General features: G+C 58.4%; 19 protein-coding genes. 18 read left to right on the forward strand and 1 reads right to left on the reverse strand.

All coding sequences use genetic code 11. The features are described from left to right. Positions 1 to 3: 3 nt before the first annotated feature. Both ACZO0A_RS09715 and ACZO0A_RS09720 read left to right on the forward strand, forming a co-directional pair. Positions 4 to 702, forward strand: a complete 699-nt coding sequence (locus tag ACZO0A_RS09715) for an ABC transporter ATP-binding protein (protein WP_302376704.1) — start codon at positions 4 to 6, stop codon at positions 700 to 702. Beyond that, positions 696 to 1,484 carry a hypothetical protein gene (locus tag ACZO0A_RS09720; RefSeq protein WP_302150069.1) on the forward strand — a complete coding sequence of 263 codons (789 nt, stop codon included), beginning with the start codon at positions 696 to 698 and terminating at the stop codon, positions 1,482 to 1,484. Before ACZO0A_RS09715 ends, ACZO0A_RS09720 begins: the two co-directional genes overlap by 7 nt. Here the strand turns inward: ACZO0A_RS09720 and ACZO0A_RS09725 are convergent, their stop codons facing one another. Further along, entirely contained in the window at positions 1,485 to 2,324 is an 840-nt protein-coding gene (locus ACZO0A_RS09725; protein WP_302150068.1) for a patatin-like phospholipase family protein, read from the reverse strand. It abuts the gene before it with no gap. Between the two features lie 147 nt (positions 2,325 to 2,471). Here ACZO0A_RS09725 and ACZO0A_RS09730 point away from each other — a divergent pair, with 147 nt between their 5' ends. The 16 genes from ACZO0A_RS09730 to ACZO0A_RS09805 form a co-directional block, all read left to right on the forward strand. Then, the gene (locus tag ACZO0A_RS09730; RefSeq protein ID WP_302376701.1) at positions 2,472 to 3,107 is read left to right on the forward strand and encodes a TetR/AcrR family transcriptional regulator; all 636 of its coding nucleotides are present in this window, start codon (positions 2,472 to 2,474) and stop codon (positions 3,105 to 3,107) included. Between the two features lie 106 nt (positions 3,108 to 3,213). Continuing rightward, positions 3,214 to 4,410, forward strand: coding sequence for an MFS transporter (locus ACZO0A_RS09735; RefSeq protein ID WP_302376698.1), 1,197 nt, complete (start codon positions 3,214 to 3,216; stop codon positions 4,408 to 4,410). A 300-nt stretch (positions 4,411 to 4,710) separates the two neighbouring features. Next, positions 4,711 to 5,757, forward strand: coding sequence for a spermidine/putrescine ABC transporter ATP-binding protein (gene potA / locus ACZO0A_RS09740; protein ID WP_215692147.1), 1,047 nt, complete (start codon positions 4,711 to 4,713; stop codon positions 5,755 to 5,757). A gap of 3 nt (positions 5,758 to 5,760) precedes the next feature. Further along, a complete protein-coding gene (locus tag ACZO0A_RS09745; protein ID WP_291212379.1) occupies positions 5,761 to 6,582 on the forward strand; it encodes an ABC transporter permease in 822 nt (273 codons plus the stop codon). A 1-nt stretch (position 6,583) separates the two neighbouring features. Beyond that, a complete protein-coding gene (locus ACZO0A_RS09750) occupies positions 6,584 to 7,435 on the forward strand; it encodes an ABC transporter permease (protein ID WP_302376695.1) in 852 nt (283 codons plus the stop codon). Between the two features lie 2 nt (positions 7,436 to 7,437). After that, positions 7,438 to 8,679, forward strand: coding sequence for an ABC transporter substrate-binding protein (locus ACZO0A_RS09755; RefSeq protein WP_302150065.1), 1,242 nt, complete (start codon positions 7,438 to 7,440; stop codon positions 8,677 to 8,679). A 143-nt stretch (positions 8,680 to 8,822) separates the two neighbouring features. Beyond that, on the forward strand, positions 8,823 to 9,566 hold the full coding sequence (locus ACZO0A_RS09760; RefSeq protein WP_302150064.1) for an acyl-[acyl-carrier-protein] thioesterase: 744 nt from the start codon (positions 8,823 to 8,825) through the stop codon (positions 9,564 to 9,566). 57 nt (positions 9,567 to 9,623) lie between these two features. Further along, the gene (locus ACZO0A_RS09765; protein WP_302376693.1) at positions 9,624 to 10,484 is read left to right on the forward strand and encodes a TraX family protein; all 861 of its coding nucleotides are present in this window, start codon (positions 9,624 to 9,626) and stop codon (positions 10,482 to 10,484) included. An 11-nt stretch (positions 10,485 to 10,495) separates the two neighbouring features. Then, positions 10,496 to 11,167 carry a response regulator transcription factor gene (locus ACZO0A_RS09770; RefSeq protein WP_215692049.1) on the forward strand — a complete coding sequence of 224 codons (672 nt, stop codon included), beginning with the start codon at positions 10,496 to 10,498 and terminating at the stop codon, positions 11,165 to 11,167. Continuing rightward, entirely contained in the window at positions 11,149 to 12,510 is a 1,362-nt protein-coding gene (locus ACZO0A_RS09775) for a sensor histidine kinase (RefSeq protein ID WP_302150062.1), read from the forward strand. Before ACZO0A_RS09770 ends, ACZO0A_RS09775 begins: the two co-directional genes overlap by 19 nt. A gap of 72 nt (positions 12,511 to 12,582) precedes the next feature. Continuing rightward, the gene (locus ACZO0A_RS09780) at positions 12,583 to 13,650 is read left to right on the forward strand and encodes a YcxB family protein (RefSeq protein WP_302150061.1); all 1,068 of its coding nucleotides are present in this window, start codon (positions 12,583 to 12,585) and stop codon (positions 13,648 to 13,650) included. 340 nt (positions 13,651 to 13,990) lie between these two features. Further along, positions 13,991 to 17,377, forward strand: coding sequence for a DNA translocase FtsK (locus ACZO0A_RS09785; RefSeq protein ID WP_302376690.1), 3,387 nt, complete (start codon positions 13,991 to 13,993; stop codon positions 17,375 to 17,377). Next, positions 17,367 to 18,350, forward strand: a complete 984-nt coding sequence (locus tag ACZO0A_RS09790) for a ComEC/Rec2 family competence protein (protein ID WP_302376688.1) — start codon at positions 17,367 to 17,369, stop codon at positions 18,348 to 18,350. Before ACZO0A_RS09785 ends, ACZO0A_RS09790 begins: the two co-directional genes overlap by 11 nt. A 16-nt stretch (positions 18,351 to 18,366) precedes the next feature. After that, positions 18,367 to 19,230, forward strand: coding sequence for a methylenetetrahydrofolate reductase (locus ACZO0A_RS09795; protein WP_302376686.1), 864 nt, complete (start codon positions 18,367 to 18,369; stop codon positions 19,228 to 19,230). After that, positions 19,230 to 19,898 carry a methionine synthase gene (locus ACZO0A_RS09800; protein WP_302376684.1) on the forward strand — a complete coding sequence of 223 codons (669 nt, stop codon included), beginning with the start codon at positions 19,230 to 19,232 and terminating at the stop codon, positions 19,896 to 19,898. The genes ACZO0A_RS09795 and ACZO0A_RS09800 overlap by 1 nt, the downstream gene beginning before the upstream one ends. 11 nt (positions 19,899 to 19,909) lie before the next feature. Beyond that, positions 19,910 to 20,189 (forward strand): homocysteine S-methyltransferase family protein (locus tag ACZO0A_RS09805; RefSeq protein ID WP_486846270.1); only part of this gene is annotated, 280 nt, incomplete at its 3' end.

The raw sequence follows: 20,189 nt of genomic DNA on the forward strand, positions 1-20,189 counted from the left end.
ACCATGGATGCTATTTATGAGGTACACGGCCTGACCAAACGGTATGGCCGCACCACCGCCCTGGACGGCGCAGAGTTTTCCGTCACGCCCGGCAAGCTGGTCGGGCTGCTGGGCCCCAACGGCAGCGGCAAAACCACACTGCTTAAAATCTCTGCCGGGCTGCTTACGCCCACAGCGGGCAGTGTGCTGGTCAATAAGACCCCCGTCGGTGTCTACACCAAGGCTGTCACCAGCTATCTGCCGGATCGGATGGCCCTGCCTACTGAGTTCACAGCCGCTGACGCCGTGAGCCTGTACAATGACTTTTTCCCCGATTTTGACAAGGCCAAGGCCGACGCCATGCTGGCTGACCTGCGCATCCAAGCTCACGACAAAATCGGTACCATGAGCAAGGGGACGCAGGAGAAAATGCAGCTCTGCTTGACCATGAGCCGCGCCGCCAAGCTCTACCTGCTGGATGAACCCTTAGGCGGCGTTGACCCCGCTGCCCGCGACTACATTTTGCAGACGATCCTTCACAATTACAGCGAGGACGCCGCGCTGGTCCTGTCCACCCACCTGATTGGCGACATTGAAAAGGTGCTGGATGAGGTAATTTTCCTGCAAAACGGCAAGGCCCTTCGCCAGGCCGCCGTTGACGAGCTGCGCGAGGAAACAGGCATGAGCGTTGATGCATACTTCCGGGAGGTCTACAAATGCTGACAAATTTATTGAAATACGAGTTCAAGGCCTCGGGCCGCGTTGTCCTGCCGATTGCAAGCGGTGTGCTGGTGCTGAACATTTTCACCGGTATCCTGAGCCATTTTATCCAGAACACCTCTGACAGATTTCCGCTGGCCGGGCTGGCCCTGGTGTTGCTGAACCTGGCAGCGCTCGTCAGCCTGCTGGTAGTACTAGCGGTCTGCTTCTTTATTGAAGTGCAGCAATTTTACCGCCTGCTGGGCGACCGCGGCTACCTGATGCTGGCCCTGCCCGTGCAGCCCTGGAAGCATATTGCCGCCAAGGTTATTTGCGGCACGGCGTGGACCGTGTTCGGTATGTTATTTTTTTCCGTCTGCTGTGCACTGCTTACAGGCGATTTTGCATTCAGCGTCCCTCATGCTGAGGATTTTGCCATCTGGGCTGTAATGGTGCTTATCGTTCTGGCCCTGATTGCGGGGGCTCTGCTGCACACCTACCTGGCCTGTGCTTTCGCCGGGCAGTTCACCCAGCAGCGCATGCTTATCAGCATCGCCGCTTACTTCGTCATCGGTTTTGCCGGGCAGATGGCGGCACTGGTAACTGCGTTTTTCGTTGCCCTCTATGGATACCAATATTTCAGCAACATCAATTTCAGCACCGCATCGTCCATTTTTAGCTATGACAACAGTCTGCCTTTCCTGCTGCTTTCCATGCTGGCCGTCTTTGCGCTCATCGCCCTCGTCGATGCCCTTATGTGGGCACTGACCCAGTGGTTCATGACCAAGCGGCTGAATCTGGCGTAATTACAGAAAGTCCCGGATGCGCTCTGCGTCTTTCATGCCTTTGCTGTACAGTTTTTTCAGTGCCTTCTGGTCGCGGGTCAGCGTCTTGACGCCGCAGGTATCATCTGGCGCAATAATAAGCACCTTGCCCTCGGCGGCCAGCTTTTGGGCCAACGCAATACCTTCGTTATAATGCTGCGCCCGCAGGGCCAGCTGTTCGGCGGCGTGGGGGTATTTTCGGTGGATGACCCGCGCCAGCTTGCGGTCCGTGCCATCCGCGCGGATGGTGCCCACCGGCTTTGTCAAAATCAGCACAACCTTGTCGCAGCCGTCCGCAAAAGCCTTTTGCAAAGGGATCGTATCACCCAGCGCACCGTCATAATAAGGCACACCGCCAATCTCAATAGGCTTGCACGCCACCGGGATGCAGCAGGATGCCATCAGCACGCGGTAGTCGTCCTGGCGCATATCGCCGCGTGTAAAGTACTTCGGCTTGCCAGTTGTGGCGTCTGTGGCGATCATGTACCACTCCATCGGATTAGCCGTCATCCTTTCAAAATCCAGCGGGTTTTCACATTCGCGGTTACTCAATGTGCCGTAGATATATTGCAGGTTCAAAAACGACCCGCCGTGCAGCATATTTCCTGCGCCCATATATTCTTTGCGCATGGAGTATTCCTCATAGAACAGATAGTTCCGCCCGCGCTGGCTGCTTAAATAGGAGGCAAGGTTAGCGCTTCCTGCCGAAATGCCGATGCCGTAATCAAATTGTACGCCGTTGTCCATGCACCAGTCAAACACGCCCGCCGCATAGATGCCGCGCAGACCGCCACCTACATCGATGACTCCGATTTTTTCCATACAATAACCCCTCTTTCTACTCTCAAAAGTATACCACCCCCGCTGCCGCAAATCACCGGACAATCCAGGGCAAATGTATTGACTTTTGGTGTGAAAGCGCGTATATTCAATTTACAGACCATTAGTCTGTAAAAAGGAGTGTATCCTATGTCGCGCAACAAATATCCGGAGCAAACCGTAGAAAAAATCCTTGACGCTGCCGCATGCCTGTTTGCCCAAAATGGCTATGCCCACACCACCTTGCAGGATGTCATTGACGAAACAGGACTTTCCAAGGGAGCCGTGTACCACCACTTTAAATCCAAAGAGGAAATTGCCGCCAAGGTGGGCGACCGCATGGGGGCGGAGTTTACGGCCACGCTGACCCATATCCGCGACGACGACGCCATGACCGGGCTGCAAAAATTGCAGGCCGTCTTTGCCGCGTCGCTATTGCCGCAGCGCCAGCAAGCGCTGGGCCGCGCACTGCCGCGCCTCTGGGATGACCCTCAGTTTCTTTCCATTGAGCTGCACGATTTGTTGGAAAAGACTGTCCCCGTTTACATAACACCGATGATTCAGCAGGGGACAACCGACGGCAGTATCCACACCGCGGACGCCGCCGCATTGGGGGAGGCCCTGTTTTTACTGGCAGACCTCTGGCTCCACCCGCTGACGCGCCCCACCACACCAGACCAGCAACGGGCACGGTGCGCGGTGTTCCGCCAGGTAACGCAGGGGATTGGGCTGGATCTGCTGACCGAGGAACAGAGTGCACAGATGGTAAAGATGTGCGAGGAATAAGGTAAAAACCTGCATTTGGCGGCTTGCACCGCCAATTTTATTTCGCATTTACAAACCGCCGGTCGGTTTATATAAAACAGTTTTCACAAAAACAGGAGACACACCCATGAACACTACCTTTTATAGATTACTTATCTGCCAAATCGTTACGCTGTTCGCCAATGCGGCACTGCGGTTTGCGCTGCCGCTGTACCTGCTGCGCAAGACCGGTTCCGCTGCGCTGTACGGCGCCATCACGGCGGCGGCCCTGGTGCCGATGCTGGCAGGCACACTGTATGGGGGCATTCTGGCAGACAGCTGCCGCAAGCAAACGCTGCTGGCCGTTTTAAATTTCATCACTGCGCTGGGCCTGCTGGCCGCCGCAATCTGTTTCCGTCAAATCCCATCAACCGCCGTCGTATTGGGCACACTCTGCCTTTTGTACGCCGCCGAAGGTCTGCTCCAGCCTGCTGTACAGGCCAGTCTGCCGTTGTTGCTGCGTGACCCGGCACTTACGCAGGGGAACGCCGCCATACAGCTCGCCGACACCATTGATGAACTGCTCGGTCCCTTGCTGGGCAGTCTGCTGCTGCAGTCAGTAGGGCTGCGTACATTGCTGATTTTCTGTGCGGTATGCCTGGCTGCAACGGCGCTATTTTTCCAAACGCTGCCCATCCCACAGCCAACACGCCAACCGCCTGCAGCTCCCGGGCAGCGGGCTGCCGTCGGCCCACTGCTGCGCCACGATCCGCAGCTGTTCGGCATGGTCGGTGTGCTGGCGCTGCTCAACCTGGCCGTTGTTCCGGCAATCACGGTCGGCGTACCCATCCTCGTTGTTCAATATCTGGCGCTGCCTGACCGAGCACTGGCGATCACCCACTCTGCCATGAGTGCGGGCGGTCTTTTGGGCGGTGTTCTGGCGGGGGCCTTGGCCGGGCGGCAGCACGGCAGGCAGAAAATGCTGACGCTCTGGTGCATCAGCGCCGTGTGCGCTCTGCTGGGGGCCGCAGCGCTGCCCGGCGTGCCGTCCACCGTCAGCTATGAGGCGGTAACGTTTCTGGCATTTTGCCAGATGGCCGCCGCCGTGCCGTTTCAAATCGACCTTGTCAGCAGCTTGCAAGTCCAGGTGCCAGCGGCGCAGGTGGGCCGCTGCATGAGCTTTGTCACCTTCGCCATCTGCCTGACCCAACCCGCCGGGCAGACACTGTACGGTCTTGCTTATGACCGCTTTGCCGCGCAGCCCTCTCTGGTGCCGCTGCTGGCCGCCGCGGCATCCATTGCAATAAACATTGCCGCAGCGCGTTTTTTCTGCAAAGCAAGATAATTTTACGAAGTCATGAACACTTCTTTACAAAATCATGAAAAAGTTTTTATTGACAAACATTCTCCATGCCGTATAATGTATCTTGTGTGTGCATCTAAGGGTAAATTTTTTCTGCCCTGACACATTGGCGTTGTATGTGCTGCTTGCAGCGGACTTTGCAAAACAAAGACCGTGTAACAAACCTTTGCGGGGCGGCATAATTGGCGCTGACTCGTCAAGGACTTTGTGCCGACCTAAGGAAGAAACGGCGCGTGAAGAAGCCCTGTAACGGGAAATTCCGCAAAGGGGGATGCAATGAAAATGAATGAAAATCTGATCGTATCTCTGAAAGACATTGTTGTCGATTTCGATGGGCAAAAGGTTTTGGACGGCCTTTCGCTGGACATCCACGACAAGGAGTTTGTCACTTTCCTCGGCCCTTCGGGCTGCGGCAAGACGACGACCCTGCGTGTGATTGCCGGTTTTGTCACCCCGAAATCGGGCAATGTCTTTTTTGATGGCAAGGACATCGCCAATATGCCGCCGTACAAACGGCCGGTGAACACGGTGTTCCAGAAGTATGCGCTGTTCCCGCACCTGAACGTGTTTGAGAATGTTGCCTTCGGCCTGCGCCTGAAAAAAATGGCAGAGGATGAAATCCGCCCGAAAGTACTTGAAATGCTTGAGACCGTCGGCCTGAAAGGCTTTGAGCGCCGCAGCATCCATCAGCTTTCCGGCGGCCAGCAGCAGCGCGTGGCCATTGCCCGCAGCCTGGTCAACCAGCCCCGCGTCCTGCTGCTCGACGAACCTCTCGGTGCCCTTGACCTCAAGCTGCGCAAAGAGATGCAGCTGGAACTGAAACGCCTGCAGCGCGAAATGAACATTACCTTCGTCTACGTCACCCATGACCAGGAGGAAGCATTGACCATGTCGGACACCGTCGTGGTCATGTCCGGCGGCAAGATTCAGCAGATCGGCTCCCCCCAGGATATCTATAACGAACCCAAGAACGCTTTTGTGGCCCGCTTTATCGGTGACTCCAACATCGTGGACGGCGTCATGCTGCGCGACTTCTATGTCAACTTCGGTGGGCATGACTTTACCTGCGTGGACCGCGGCTTCAAGCCCAACGAGCCTGTGCAGGTCGTCATCCGCCCCGAGGACGTGCAGATCGTGCCGCCTTCCGTCGGTATGCTGACCGGCCTTGTGCGTGAGGTCATCTTCAAGGGCGTTCACTTTGAAATGCACGTCGATGTGGAAGGGTATGAGTGGATCATTCATTCTACACAGGCCAGCCAGCCCGGCGAGCTTATCGGCATGAACATCGGCCCGGACGAAATTCATATCATGAAGCGTTCGGAGGTGTAATAGATGCTCAAATCCAAAACCTCCCGCTGGCTGGCAGGGCCGTATCTGCTCTGGATGGCCATTTTCACTGTCGTGCCGCTGGTCATCGTCGTCTGGTACGCCATGACGAACACCGACGGGCAGTTCACCCTTGACAACCTGACCCAGATTGGTCGGTATTCCAGCGTGTTTGCCCGCAGCTTGATTCTGGCCGCCATTTCCACGGTAGTCTGCCTGGTCATGGCGTTCCCGGTCGGGTATTTTCTCTCCCGCCTGCGCGCCAACAAGCAGCATATCATGCTCATGCTTATTATGCTGCCCATGTGGATGAACTTCCTGCTGCGCACCTACGCATGGATGACCCTGCTTGAGAAAAACGGCCTTATCAACAAATTCTTCGGTCTGTTCGGCCTTGGCCCCTTCAACATGATCAATACCTCCGGCGCGGTCGTGCTGGGCATGGTCTACAACTATCTGCCCTTCATGATTCTGCCCATCTACACGGCCATGACGAAAATCGATGATTCCATCGTCGAGGCCGCGCAGGATCTGGGCTGCAACGTCTGGCAGATTTTGTTCCGCGTGCTCGTACCGCTGACCGGCCCCGGCATTGCCACCGGCATTACCCAGGTGTTCGTGCCCGCCGTCTCCACCTTTATTATCAGCCGTATGCTGGGCGGCGGCTCCAACCTGCTGATCGGCGACTTGATCGAGCTGCAGTTCCTCGGCAACTCCTATAACCTGAACCTCGGCTCTGCCATGAGCCTGGTGCTGATGGTCATTGTCCTGCTCTGCATGAGCTTCACTTCGAGCTTCGACGAGTCCGAGATGGAAGGAGTGATGTGACATGGCGAAAAAACATTCCGCGCTGCTCATGCGCACCTACGTCATTCTGGTGTTTTGCTTCATGTACCTGCCCATCGCGGTCATGATTGCATTCAGCTTTAACGAGAGCAAATCCCGCTCCAACTTCACCGGCTTCACGCTGGGCTGGTACAAGAGCCTGTTCCACAACGAGATGATTTTGTCGGCCCTAGGGCTCAGCCTGGTGCTGGCACTGGTTTCCAGCGTCATCGCCACGGTGCTGGGCACGCTGGCGACCATCGGTATCAACTCGATGTCCCGCCGCAGCCAGCTCATCATCAACAACATCAGCTATGTGCCGGTCGTCAACCCGGAGATCATCACCGGCGTTTCGCTGATGCTGCTCTTCGTCATGGCGCAGAGCTTCGGTATCGGCGGCGAGAGCGGCATCTTCGGCTGGCCCACGCTGCTGATTGCTCACATTACCTTTAACATCCCTTACGTTATCTTTAATGTAGGCCCCAAGCTGCGCCAGCTTGACCCGAGTTTGTACAACGCCGCGCTGGACCTTGGCTGCACGCCGCGCCAGGCATTCTCCAAGGTCATCATGCCGCAGCTGTCCCCGGCAATTCTGTCGGCGTTCCTCATCTGCCTGACCTACTCCATCGACGATTTCATGATTTCCTACTTCAACTCCGGCACGATGCAGACGCTGCCCATCGCCATCTACTCGATGACCCGCAAAAAGGTCAGCCCCGAGATTAACGCCCTGTCAGCGGTCATGTTCTGCGTCATTCTGGCAATCATCCTGATTTCCAACGCCGCGGATTCCCGCGTCTACCGCCGCAACCAGAACGCCATCCGTAAGGCTATGCAGGACGAAGGGGGGCGCTGAAGATGAACTGGAAAAAACTTTCCGCCGCCGCAATGGCAGCCCTGACTGTCACGATAATAAGTGCTGCCCCAGTGCTGGCCGCCGATGACATCGAAGTCAACGAGGATATTTCCGTCTCCGGCGACTACGATTGGAAGCGCTTTGCCAACGACCATATCACGCTGAATGTCTACAACAATGGCCTGTACATCTCCGACGGCTCTGACGACAGCGTAAATGTGCTGTCCGCCTTTGAGGATTTGACCGGCATCAAGGTCAACTACACGACCTACGACTCCAACGAGAGCCTCTATGCCAAGCTGAAATCCGGCGGTGTGTCGTATGACGTCATCTTCCCGTCGGACTACATGGTCGGTAAGATGGCAAACGAGGGCATGCTGTCCGAGCTGAACATGGACAACATCCCGAACTTTGCCGGCATCGGCGAGACCTACCTTGACCGCAGCTTTGACCCCGGCAACAAGTACAGTGTGCCCTACATGTGGGGCACAACGGGCATCATCTACAACACGACGATGGTCGAGGAGCCGCCGACGAAATGGGCGGACATGTGGGACGTCGAGTACACGAACAATGTCCTGATGTTCAACAACTCCCGCGACGCCTACGCCATCGCCGCCAAAACGATTGGCCTGTCGATGAACCCGCAGTCGGTGGACGAGATCACCGCCATCACCGACGCGCTGAAAAAGCAGAAGAACATCGTGCAGGCCTACGTCATGGACGAGGTCTTCGACAAGATGGAGGGCGGCGAGGCCGCCATGGCGCCCTATTACGCGGGCGACGCCATCACGATGATCGACGAGAACCCCGATCTGGCCTTCGTCCACCCGGAGGAGGGCGTCAACTTCTTCATCGACAATATGTGCATTCCGGCCAACGCCAAGCATCAGGAGGCCGCCGAAATGTTCATCAACTACCTGTGCGAGCCGGATGTCGGCCTTGCCAACGCAGATTTCATCGGCTATTCCACCCCCATCACCGCCGTGTGGGAAATGCTGGACGATGATCTGAAGTACAGCGAGATCGCGTACCCGGATGCGGAGGTACTCGATAAGGCAGAGGTCTTTGAGACGCTGCCCGACGACATCAACGCCGCCATGGATGCCCAGTGGAGCGAGATGAAGAGCTTTGAGGAGGGCGGCAGCGGCTGGATGGTCGTTGTGCTGCTGATGCTCGCGCTCCTCATTTCCGCATTCAACATCTGGCGCAAGCTCCGCAAGAAATCGCGCGACAATTACTGACCCTCTGCAGTGCATCGCTTCATGATGCACTGCATTTTTATTTTCACTGCGCTGGCACGCCGCTTTGCATTTTTGCTCTGACTGTGCTATACTCCATTTGAGCATTTGTAATTTTTGATTTGATTGGTAAGGAGGGCGCATCTATGCCCGAAAAGCAAACCACCTATACAGAGAAATTCACCGTCTACCGCACGGACGGCGACCACCTCGGCAATGTCAAGCTGGGAGCACTGCTGCGCTATGCCCAGCAGGTCGCTACCGCCCACGCCGAGGCTGTGGGGCTGGACGATGCCCTGTACCGCAAGACCCACACCGCCTATGTGCTGGCCAAACTGGCCCTGCACATTGAGCGCCTGCCCCGCGTTGATGAGGAGCTGACCCTGCTCACCCAGCCGGAAAACTGCAAGCGGGCTGTCAACAAGCGCATCACCCATTTTTATGATGCCTCCGGCGCGGAGGCTGCCGTCATGGACAGCCGCTGGGTGCTCATTGATACAGAAAAGCGCATCATCCTGCGCAAGCACCCCGAACAGTTCAATGACCAGTGGGCCGCCGATGTCCCGTTTGAGCTGCCGATCAAGCTGCCCCGCATCGCCCCTGAGGACTGCGAGGTGCTGGGGGAGCAGCAGGCTGTCTACTCCCGCTGCGATATGAACGGGCATCTGAACAACACTCGATATGCCGACATCGTCTGCGATGCCGTACCATGGGAGGTGTGGGATACCGCGCAAATCCGCGATTTTACAATCAGCTACCACCGTGAGGTCCCCCGCGGGGAGTGCTTCACCCTGCGCCGTGCCAGACCGGCAGAGGACACCTTCTATTTTGAAGGCGAACGGGAAGGCAAATCTGCCTTTGAGGCACAGCTGATTTTCAAACACTTATAATTTCTACACAAACCCCTGTTACACTGTTTACATCGACAATGTAAAGGAGTTATTATTATGACAAAGCAAAAATTCGGCCTGACCGGCACGGCGCTCAAAACCATTGCGCTGGTGCTCATGGTGATGGATCACATTCACTACTTTTTTGAATTTACGGGCGTTGTACCGGAATGGTTCAGTATGCTGGCGCGGCTGTCCGCGCCGCTGTTTCTGTTCTGCACTGTTGAGGGCTTCGCCCATACCCATGACCGCAGGCGCTACTTCCTGCGTATCTGGGCCATCGGTACTGCGATGGGCACGGTGGAATTTTTCATGATCTATGCAGGGGCCTTCCGCCGCGGGGACGGCTTCTACCCGATGAACGCCATTTTTCAGGATCTGATGCTGCTCTGCATCATCTGGCAGGGCATCGACTGGCTGCGCCAGCGCCGGTTTGTACGGGGCGCACTGGCTGCTGCCATGCCGATTCTCTGGCCGTTTTGCATCGTAGCGCTGCTGATGCTTTTTCCCAAAATTCAGGACGCACCGATCGGCTCTGCCGTGTTGGCGTGGGTCATCACCGCGCCGCTGCCTTTGTGGACATCCATCACCGATGGCGGCTGGTCTTTTCTGGCCGGGGGCCTCGTGCTGTATGCACTGTACAATCATAAGCGTCTGCGGCTGTCCGTCTGGGCAGCCATGACCTTCCTGTGTGATTTTGTGCTGGTCTATCTGCAGGTTCACAGCTTGCCGGATTTCGCCTTTTCCCAGATGTTCACAGTCTACTATGAGTGGCTCGGCGTCTTTGCCGTTATCGGCATGGCGCTGTACAACGGCCAGCGCGGCAGCGGCCACAAGCAGCTGTTCTACTGGTTCTACCCGGCACATGTCTACCTGCTTTACGGTGCATCCTGTCTTGTTTACAGCTTACTGCAATAAAAGGGGCTATTATGGCAAACATTCTGGCGGTCGATGATGACCGTGACCTTTGTACGCTGCTAAAAACAGCGCTTGAGCGTGACGGCCACACCGTAGAAACGCGCACCTCCGGCACACAGCTGACCGATACGCTCTGCCGCTGGGCAGACTGCATCCTGCTGGATGTGATGATGCCCGGTGAGGACGGCTTTGCCGTCTGCCGCCGCATTCGCGCCGAGACGGACGCGCCGATCTTATTTTTGACCGCGCGTACCGATGAGCCGTCGGTGCTGACAGGCCTTGGCCTTGGCGCGGACGATTACCTGACCAAGCCGTTCCGCATAGCGGAGCTGCGTGCGCGGGTCGCAGCACACCTGCGGCGGCAGAACCGCACACCGTCCCATAAGATCACCCGCGGCGGGGTGGCGCTGGATCTTTCCGCCAAGGAAGCCAGCGTTGGCGGCACGCCTTTGCACCTGACAAAATCCGAGTACGCTATCTGTGAGCTGCTGGCCCTGCATGCAGGGCAGACCTTTTCCAAAGAACAAATTTATGAAGCGGTGTTCGGTTACGACGGTACCGCCGATGACACGGCCATCACCCAGCACATCAAGAACATCCGCGCCAAGCTGCGCGCGGCCGGGGCAGGGGAGGTGCTGCAAACGATATGGGGAGTAGGCTACCAATGGCAAAACGAAAACTGACATCCCTGCGCAGTGTTCTGCTGCGGTATCTCCTTTTGTGCGGCGGCGGGTGCGCGTTGATTCTGGTACTCTGGTGGGTCATTTTTATGCAGCTGATAAACATCGGTTTTCTGCTGCCTGCCGTGGCGTCCGCCCAGGCCTGCGCCGATGCCCGGGAAACTGTGGCCTCGATGACGGCTGACACATTCGATTCCCTGCAGATCAGCGACCTATGCCGCTGGGCCGTGGTGCAGAACGACACGGTCTTGCAAACGAACATGACCAACCGGCAGCTGAAAATTGCTCTCAACTCCTACCATGGCGGCAGCGGCAATCTGGTGCTGATGCAGTACCAGTACGATGTCAAAATGGCGGACGGAAGCTTTTGCCTTTTACAGTACGACTATGCCTTGCCCTACGCTGACCCGGCCCTGCGGGACACGCTGCCGGATTTCCAGACCTGCTATTTTGTTCTGCTGGCGGCGCTCATCCTCGTTTGGCTGGGCTGGCAGACCCACTGCACCGTGCGGGTCTTTGCCGCAGAGACTGCCCGGCTGAACGCGGCCGTAGATGCTATTGCCGCCCGGCAGCTGGAGCAAATTGACACGGATGGCGTGCGCATCCGGGAATTTGACGCCACCTTACAGGCCTTACAGACGATGGGCCGCGAACTGACGGACAGCCTGCAAAGCCAGTGGCGGATGGAGCAGCAGCGCACCGAGCAGATCGCCGCATTAGCCCATGACTTAAAAACACCGCTGACCGTCATACAAGGCAACGCCGACCTGCTGGCCGAGGATGCTCTGTCCGCCGACCAGCAGACACAGGTCGAAGCCATCCTGCGCGGCACAGAGCGCGCACGCCACTATTTGGCCGCTCTGCGCACAGCCGGCGCAGCACCTGCCGTACAAACATCGCTGGCCAGCCACGCCCTCACGGAACGGCTGGCGCAGACAGCCCGCGCTCTCTGCGCGCCTGCCGGAATCCAATTTATACTACAGGAGGAATGGCAGGGGACGATCCGTGCTGCAGAAAACGACCTGCTGCGCGCTGCGGAAAACCTTTTGGACAACGCCGCCGCCCACACTCCGCGCGGCGGAACCGTCACCCTGACCGTTGCAAAGGAAAACAACAGCTTTATTTTGCGCGTGACCGATACCGGTCCCGGCTTCACGCCAGAAGCGCTGGCAAAAGCAGGGGAAATGCTCTACACCGACGCCGCCCGCAGCGATGCCTCCCATCAGGGATTGGGACTGTATTTTGCGAAAAAAGTCGCACAGTTCCACGGCGGCACACTGGTTTTATCTAACCTTTCCGGCACGCATGGTGCCTGCGCCGAGCTGCGCCTGCCGATTGGCAGATAGTGCTTGACGGCGATTTTGCCTTGTGCTAAAATCAGGAAAAATCTGTATGCAAGCGAAAGGAATGTACCCGGCATGGATACTCAAAAATCCTGGCAACTGGATCAGCCGCAAGGCACGCCGCTTTATACGTTGGATGTGCACAACACCCAAACCATGCACGTTAAGCGGGTGCTTCTCATCAATCGCCTGCGCCTGTGGCAGCTTGCCGCAGCCGTCGCCTTGCTGCTTTTGTATGTCAATTTTCTTTCGGTTTGGGGCTTTGTGTTGGGGATTCTTTCGATTCCCTTTGTTTTTATCATGGCACGTGCAGTGGCGGTTTCTGCGTATAAAACCACCCAAAGCGCCCGCGGCAAGCTCGTCCACTACACGTTTTACGAGGATTGCTTCACAGTGCAAAGCTCCTACTCCCAAAGCACGATTTGGTATGACGACCTTTACCGGGTCATTGTGCGGAAACATTCCGTCTGCCTGATGGTCTCCAACCGTATCGGCTATGCCTTGTGTGAGAACGAATGTCCCGAAAGCGTGCTGGATTTTCTGCGTGAGCGCTGTGTCGAGAAGCGAAAGCCGAAGGCGAAAGAAATACTCTTTTCCGTTTTGTTTGCCCTTCTTTGTGTCCTGTTCCTCGGCTATGCCTGCATGGCCGTACTGGCCCGCTGCAGCACCTCTGCAGAAACTGTTCCCGCGCCCACGCCGCTCCCGACAGAATCGGCCATCGTCGAGGAAGAACCGACCCCGGCACCCACAGCCGCCCCTACCGCTGCCCCCGACACAGAAGAAACCATCTCTAAAGACCCTATCAGCACCGGCTATGACGTGATCTACGAAACCTATCTGAAGGAAACCTCCACCACCTACGAGTTCAAGCTGACCGCAAAAGGGGAGGACTACATCATCCTGAACGATACCGACGACGCCGTAGAATTTTTGCAGTACGACCGTGACTCCGCAAACGGCAGCTGCGCCCTGTATGTGTATGAGCGCTGCCCCAAGGACGCAAACGGCAGTTGGTCTCGGCAGGAGGCGCAGATTTTGAACATCTACGCCTACCACTACTGGGATGGTGCCACCGCCGCCAGCGGCAAAACCAGCTGGGGCGACGCACCCACCAAGGAGTACAGCGAATTAACAGGGGAGTGAGCCGGACGCAAATGTGAACAAATTGAAAAATGACAAAAGATTTACAATTTGCTATTGACATTCGATGACAAAACAGTTACAATTTAGTTGCAAGCTAAATGAACCCCAAGTCAAATAGCTTTAACCACATTTTTCATGTGTTCTTCTCCTCCTTTCTTTAAATCCCCGCCCATCCCTCAGGGCGGGGATTTATTTTTTTGTAACCGTCTGTCGCCCCAATTCGCTTTACAAGATTTTCTAATCGTGATAAAATAAAAGTCGTATGTCCTTATCAGTCTGCTGCGACCGCAGACTTCCTATTATATATGTACTGAGTAACAAGAGAGGGAATCACTGAAACATGGCACAATCTCGTTCCGGTAAAAAATCCACTTCCGGCTCCGGCAGCAAAAAACGTACAAGTTCCTCGTCGCGCTCGGGTTCTTCCCGCAGCAGCGCCGGGCGTTCTTCGTCGTCGCGTTCCGCATCATCTGCCCGCAGCCGTCAGGCATCCAGCCGCGCCCAGCGCCGCGCCGAGACCCCGAACCTTGCCCGCAGTGTGCTGTTGGTGGGGCTGGGGTTGCTCTGCGTTGCGCTGGTGCTTGTACCCGGACAAAATGTCTGGCGCACGCTGCGCAGCTGGTATTTCGGCATTTTCGGCGTCACGACCTACCTGGTCGGGCCGTTTTTGCTCTACCTTGCCTACCTGCTGGCCTCTGGCTACCGCGTGGCGCTGTTTGCAGGTAAGGTGTCGCTTATGGGCGTGCTCTGCGCCAGCGTACCGGTCATTTTCTCCAAACTGAACGTCGAAGGTCTCAGCGCGTGGGAAGTCATCAAGATGCTGTTCACCCGCGGCGGCACCTATTTCTGGGAGGGCGGCGTCCTCGGTGCGCCCATCGGCGCGGCGTTGCTGGCCTTGTTTGGCCGCCCGGCATCCAATATTTTAATGCTGCTCGTGTTCCTGCTGGGGCTGATGTTCTTCTTTGCCATCACCCCGGCTGACGTCGTGCTGTTTGTCAACAATCAGTACCAGGCCTTGCAGTCCAAGCGCGAGGAGCGTGCCTCCGCCGAGACCGCCTACGACACCCGCCTGTTCAACCAGAAGCCGGAGGAGGAGAGCGTCGAGAACCTGACCGGCGCACTGCCGGACGCGAACCGTCCGCATCACCCGGTCTACGACGTCATCGCCGACACCAGCCGCTTTCCCAAGCAGCAGCCCGCACCGGTCCAGCCTGCCCAGCAGACCTACACGGCAGGCCCGGTCACACCAGTGGTACCGCAGGCTCCCTTTGCGGCTCAGCCCGCCCAGCAGCGCCCGGATTTTGACGTGGATCTTGGCCCCGCTGCCAGCGACAGTGCCCGTTTGAAAGCCCAGACCCACGACCCTCTGGAGCCGGTCAACATCGGCCCGGGCGGCACCTTCGGCATGGACCCGCTCTCCAACAAGACAAGCACCACTTTCCATTACGCCCAGCAGGCACAGCCCGCCCCGGCCCCCGCGCCGCAGGAGGATTTTGAGTTGCAGTTACAGCCTGCCGAGGAACCCGCTGTGCCCGTCTACACGCCGCCCATCACGCCCGCGCCCACCCCGGCACCCGCGCAGGAGCCGATGGATGAGCTGGATGCGCTGATCAATCGCGCCGTGAGCGGCCACGCGCCTTATTATGCTCCCCAGGAGGTCAGCGCCGAGACAACGCTGGACCTGCCGCAGCCCACCGAGTTTGAAACTCCGCTGACGCCGGTGCCCCAGTTCGACACGCCGCTGATCCCGGTGGAGGACGAACCCGAGCCGGAGCCGGTGCAGCTGCCGCAGCTGGATATGACCGGCCGCGTGCAGGGTGACACAATGGTCATTTCCCCGGCTGATTTGGCCGCCCAGACTACCGCCCCACTGGGCGGTACGCCTGCTCCATCTGTTCCTGTTGCACCTGTCGCCCCGGCCCCTGCGCCCGCAGCTATCCCGACGCTGGGCGGCAGCTTTACCGATACCGGCAGTGCGGTCAGTGCCGCCTGGCAGTCCGGCCGCTCTGTCTCGGAGATGCTGGATGAGCTGGCCGCTGAGCCTGCCGCGCAGCCTGCGCCCACCATGACCCGCCCGGTTACCGAGACGACGCAGGACAGCTTCACCGTGCCGCAGCAGGGTGAGGCCGCCCGCGTGCGGGTTTCCACCGCCGTAGGCAACTCGGCCAGTGCGCCCATCCATACACCGCCATCCGCCGCTAAGGCAGACCCCAACGCCATGCGGCTGCCCACATCGGAGGAGCAGCCCCCCGAGCCGTACTGCTATCCGTCGGTCAACCTCTTTAACCCCACACGCCCCGACGATGAAGCCGGTGCCGCCCGCGAAATGAAGAAGAACGCCGACATCCTCGTCAACACGCTGGACAGCTTCGGCGTCAAGACCACGATGCTGGATATCTGCCGCGGTCCCTCTGTCACCCGGTACGAACTGCAGCCTCAGGCTGGTATCAAGGTCAGCCGCATCACAAGCCTGGCCGATGATATCGCCCTGAACCTGGCCACTGCGGGTGTCCGTATCGAGGCTCCCATCCCCGGCAAGCCCGCCGTCGGCATCGAAGTTCCCAATAAGATTCGTTCTACCGTCAATATTCGTTCTGTCTTTGAGTCGCAGAACTACGTCAACATGCGCAGCCCGCTGACGATGGCCCTGGGCAAGGATATCGCCGGTACGGCCCAGGTCGCCGACCTTTGCAAGATGCCCCACCTGCTGATTGCAGGTTCCACCGGCAGCGGTAAATCCGTCTGCGTCAACTCTATCATTATCAGCTTCCTGTTCCGTTCCGGGCCGGAGGATGTCAAGCTCATTCTCATTGACCCCAAGGTCGTTGAATTGGCCGAGTATAACGGCATCCCGCATCTGCTGATGCCTGTCGTCACCGAGCCGCGCAAGGCCGCCGGTGCGCTGGGTGCCAGCGTCGCCGAGATGGAGCGCCGCTACAAGCTCTTTGCCGAAAATAATGTCCGCGAGATCAAAGCCTACAACAAACTGGCCGCCCAGACCGGCATGGAACACCTGCCTTATATCGCCATCGTCATTGACGAGTTGGCCGATTTGATGATGGTTGCCGGCAAAGAGGTCGAGGACTACATCTGCCGTATCGCGCAGAAAGCCCGTGCCGCCGGTATCCACTTGATCGTTGCCACCCAGCGCCCCAGCGTTGACGTCATCACCGGCCTGATCAAGGCCAATATCCCCAGTCGTATCGCTTTTGCTGTTTCCAGCCAGATCGACAGTCGAACCATTCTGGACAGCGGCGGTGCCGAAAAGCTGCTGGGCAACGGCGATATGCTCTTCCTGCCGGTCGGTGCCTCCAAACCCGTCCGCGTGCAGGGTACCTTCGTGACTGATGAAGAGATTGGCGCGGTGCTGAGCTTTATCAAGTCCACTTCCTCCGCCCAGTACGACGAAGAAATGATTGCCGAAATGGAGCGCCGCGCTGTTGCCGAGAAGGGCAGCAAGAAGGGCAGCGACGATGACGGCGACGCAGGCGGCGCACTGGATGCCATGTTTGAGCAGGCCGTCGAATGCGTCATCGATGCCGGGCAGGCCAGCACCAGCCTGTTGCAGCGCCGCTGTAAGCTGGGCTACGCCCGTGCGGCCCGCATCATGGACCAGATGGAACAGGAAAAGATCATCGGCCCCTATGAGGGTGCCAAGCCCCGCGCCGTGCTGGTGACCAAGGCCGAGTGGGAGGAGCGCAAGCTGGGCGGCCAGTATGACGAGTAACCGCTTCAAAAAGGCTGCCAGCATTGCGGTAGCTGCTTTGCTGCTTGTACTGCTCTGCGCCGCGCTCGTCATCCAGTTTGCGGGCGGCAAAGGCCCTGTTCCCACTTGGCAGCAGCTGCGCGCTTTCTTCGGTGTGCCGCTGCAAACCGAGGAAAGTGCCCCGCAAATCGCCGACGGCAGCACTGTTGTCTATGTGCTGGACGTGGGGCAGGGCGACGCCGTGCTGCTCTGCCAGGATGGCCGCTGGTGCCTGATTGACACCGGCCCCGCCGAAGCCGAGGACGCACTGCTGTACGATTTGGATACACTGGAGGTCGAAACACTCGACTACCTTGTGCTGACCCATCCCCACGCTGACCACACCGGCAATGCCCGGGCGGTGCTGCAAAATTATCCGGTTCAGACCCTGCTGCTGCCAGACTGGCAGCCCGGCCCCGAAGACACCGCCGACTGGCCGCGCAATTTAGCGCAAGCGGCCGCCGACAGCGGGGCGGAAATCCTCACCACCGAAGCAGGGGACAGCTACTCTTTAGGCGGCGGCACGCTGCAGATTTTACAGGGCGGCAGTGCTGAGGCTGCGGACGACAGCGTCAACAATGCCTCGCTCTGCACGCTGTTCACAGCAGGTGATTTCCGCTTTTTAGACACCGGTGACGCCGAGGAAGCCGCCGAGCAGCAGCTCTTGGACACCTACGGCACCTCCTTGCACACGACCCTTTTCAAGGCCGGGCACCATGGTTCTTACACCTCCAACAGCCTTGCGTTTTTGCAGGCTGCGGCCCCGCAGGCCGTGGCCGTCAGCTGTGGGCTGAACAATGATTACGGCCACCCGCACCGCGCGGCGCTGCAAAATTTTGCTGCCGTCGGCGCAGAGGTGTACCGGACTGACTTACAGGGCAGCCTGACCTTTATCTGGCAAAATGATACCCTGACTGTGGAAACCACCGCGGACTCCGCCGAACTTGCGGCGTAACAATAAGGAGAAATAAATGACGATCACCGAACAGTTCAAAACTAAGCGCTGCGTTTTCTCGATTGAATGCTTTCCCCCGAAGCAGACCACCCAGATGGACAAGCTCAAGGACACGCTGCAAAAGATGCAGGCGCTGACTCCTGGCTTCATCAGCGTGACTTTCGGCGCGGGCGGCTCTGCGGGCGGCGTTTCCACCGCCGAGGTCGCGGACTACATCCAGAACGAGCTGCACATTCCCACACTGGCACACCTCATCTGCATGGGCAACGACGAAACCTGCGCTGCCGAAATCCTTGACCAACTGGAGGCCGTCGGCGTCCGCGATGTGCTGGCCCTGCGCGGTGACCGCAGCCCGGCCCGCCCCGAAAGCCCCGACTTCAAGCACGCCAGTGACCTGACCTCCTTTATTAAATGGAAGAAGCCGAATTTCTCCGTCCACGGTGCCTGCTACCCAGAGGGCCACCCCGAGGCCGACACCCTGCTGCACGATGTGGAGAACCTGCGCATCAAGCAGGCAGCGGGTGCCGAGCATCTGCTGACCCAGCTGTTCTTCGATAATATGCACTTCTATCGCTTCCTAAACCTGGCCCGACGCGCCGGTATCACGCTGCCCGTCTCGGCCGGCGTCATGCCCATTGTCAAGCGCAGCCAGATCGAGCGCACCGTAGCGCTGTCCTCGGCCAGCCTGCCGTCGGACTTCACCCGCATGATTTCCCGCTATCAGGACGACCCGGCCAGCCTGTACGATGCCGGCATCGACTACGCCGTCAACCAGCTGCGCGACCTGATCGAAGGCGGCGCGGATGGCATCCACCTGTACGCCATGAATGACGCCGTCGTGGCCGCCAAGGTCTACGACGGCATCAGGGACTTGCTGTAATGGAACGCCGCAAGCCTGCCGCCATCCGCCGCGCCACGGCGCTGCGGTACATGGGGGCCTCCGGCTGGACGCCCGATGATGCTACCACCGCGTTGCTGGATAAAGCGGAAAAGCAAATCCTCGCCATCGCCGCGCCCCATGTTGTGTGGCGCGTCCTGCCGCTGGCCGTGCTGCCGTTTGATCACTGCGGCACCGACCTAGCCCGCCATTTGCAGGGCTGTGATAAAGCACTGCTGATGGCCGCGACCCTCGGGTCGGAGATTGATAAATTTCTGCGCCGTTTGGAACTGACCGACATTGCCTCGGCGACGGCTGCGGATGCACTGGCTTCGGTTCTGCTGGAACAGGTCTGCGACGAGTGGGAGGCTGAGCAGCGCCCGCTGTTCGAAGCGAAGGGCCTGTACCTGACCGGCCGCTATGCACCGGGCTACGGTGACTGCCCGCTGGATTTGAACGATGAGCTTTGCCTGGCAGTAGACAGCGTTCGCGGCTGCGGCCTGGCCGTGACGCCGCAGCATCTTTTGACCCCGCGCAAAAGTACCACCGCCATTTTAGGCATCGCCGATCATCCTGTGACCGGCACCCGCGCAGGCTGTGCGACCTGCCATTTAAAAGAGACCTGCTCGTTCCGCAAGCGCGGCACGACCTGTTTCAACCAAGAGGGATAGGGGAGAATCTTATGCAGATTCGCGAAGTTTTTGACCGCAAGCGGTTTGTTTTTCTGGACGGCGGCATGGGTACCCAGCTGCAGGCACGCGGTCTGCAGCCCGGGCAGAAACCCGAGCTGGCCGCGCTGGAAATGCCTGACGTACTGACGGCCATCCACACCGACTATGCCAACGCCGGGGCGGATATCCTGCTGGCAAACACCTTTGGTGCCAATGCAAAAAAACTGGCAGGCTGCGGCCATACGGTGGAGGATGTCGTCACGGCATCCATCGCCTGCGCCCGCAAGGCCG

It is taken from the genome of Gemmiger sp. (genome assembly GCF_057431175.1).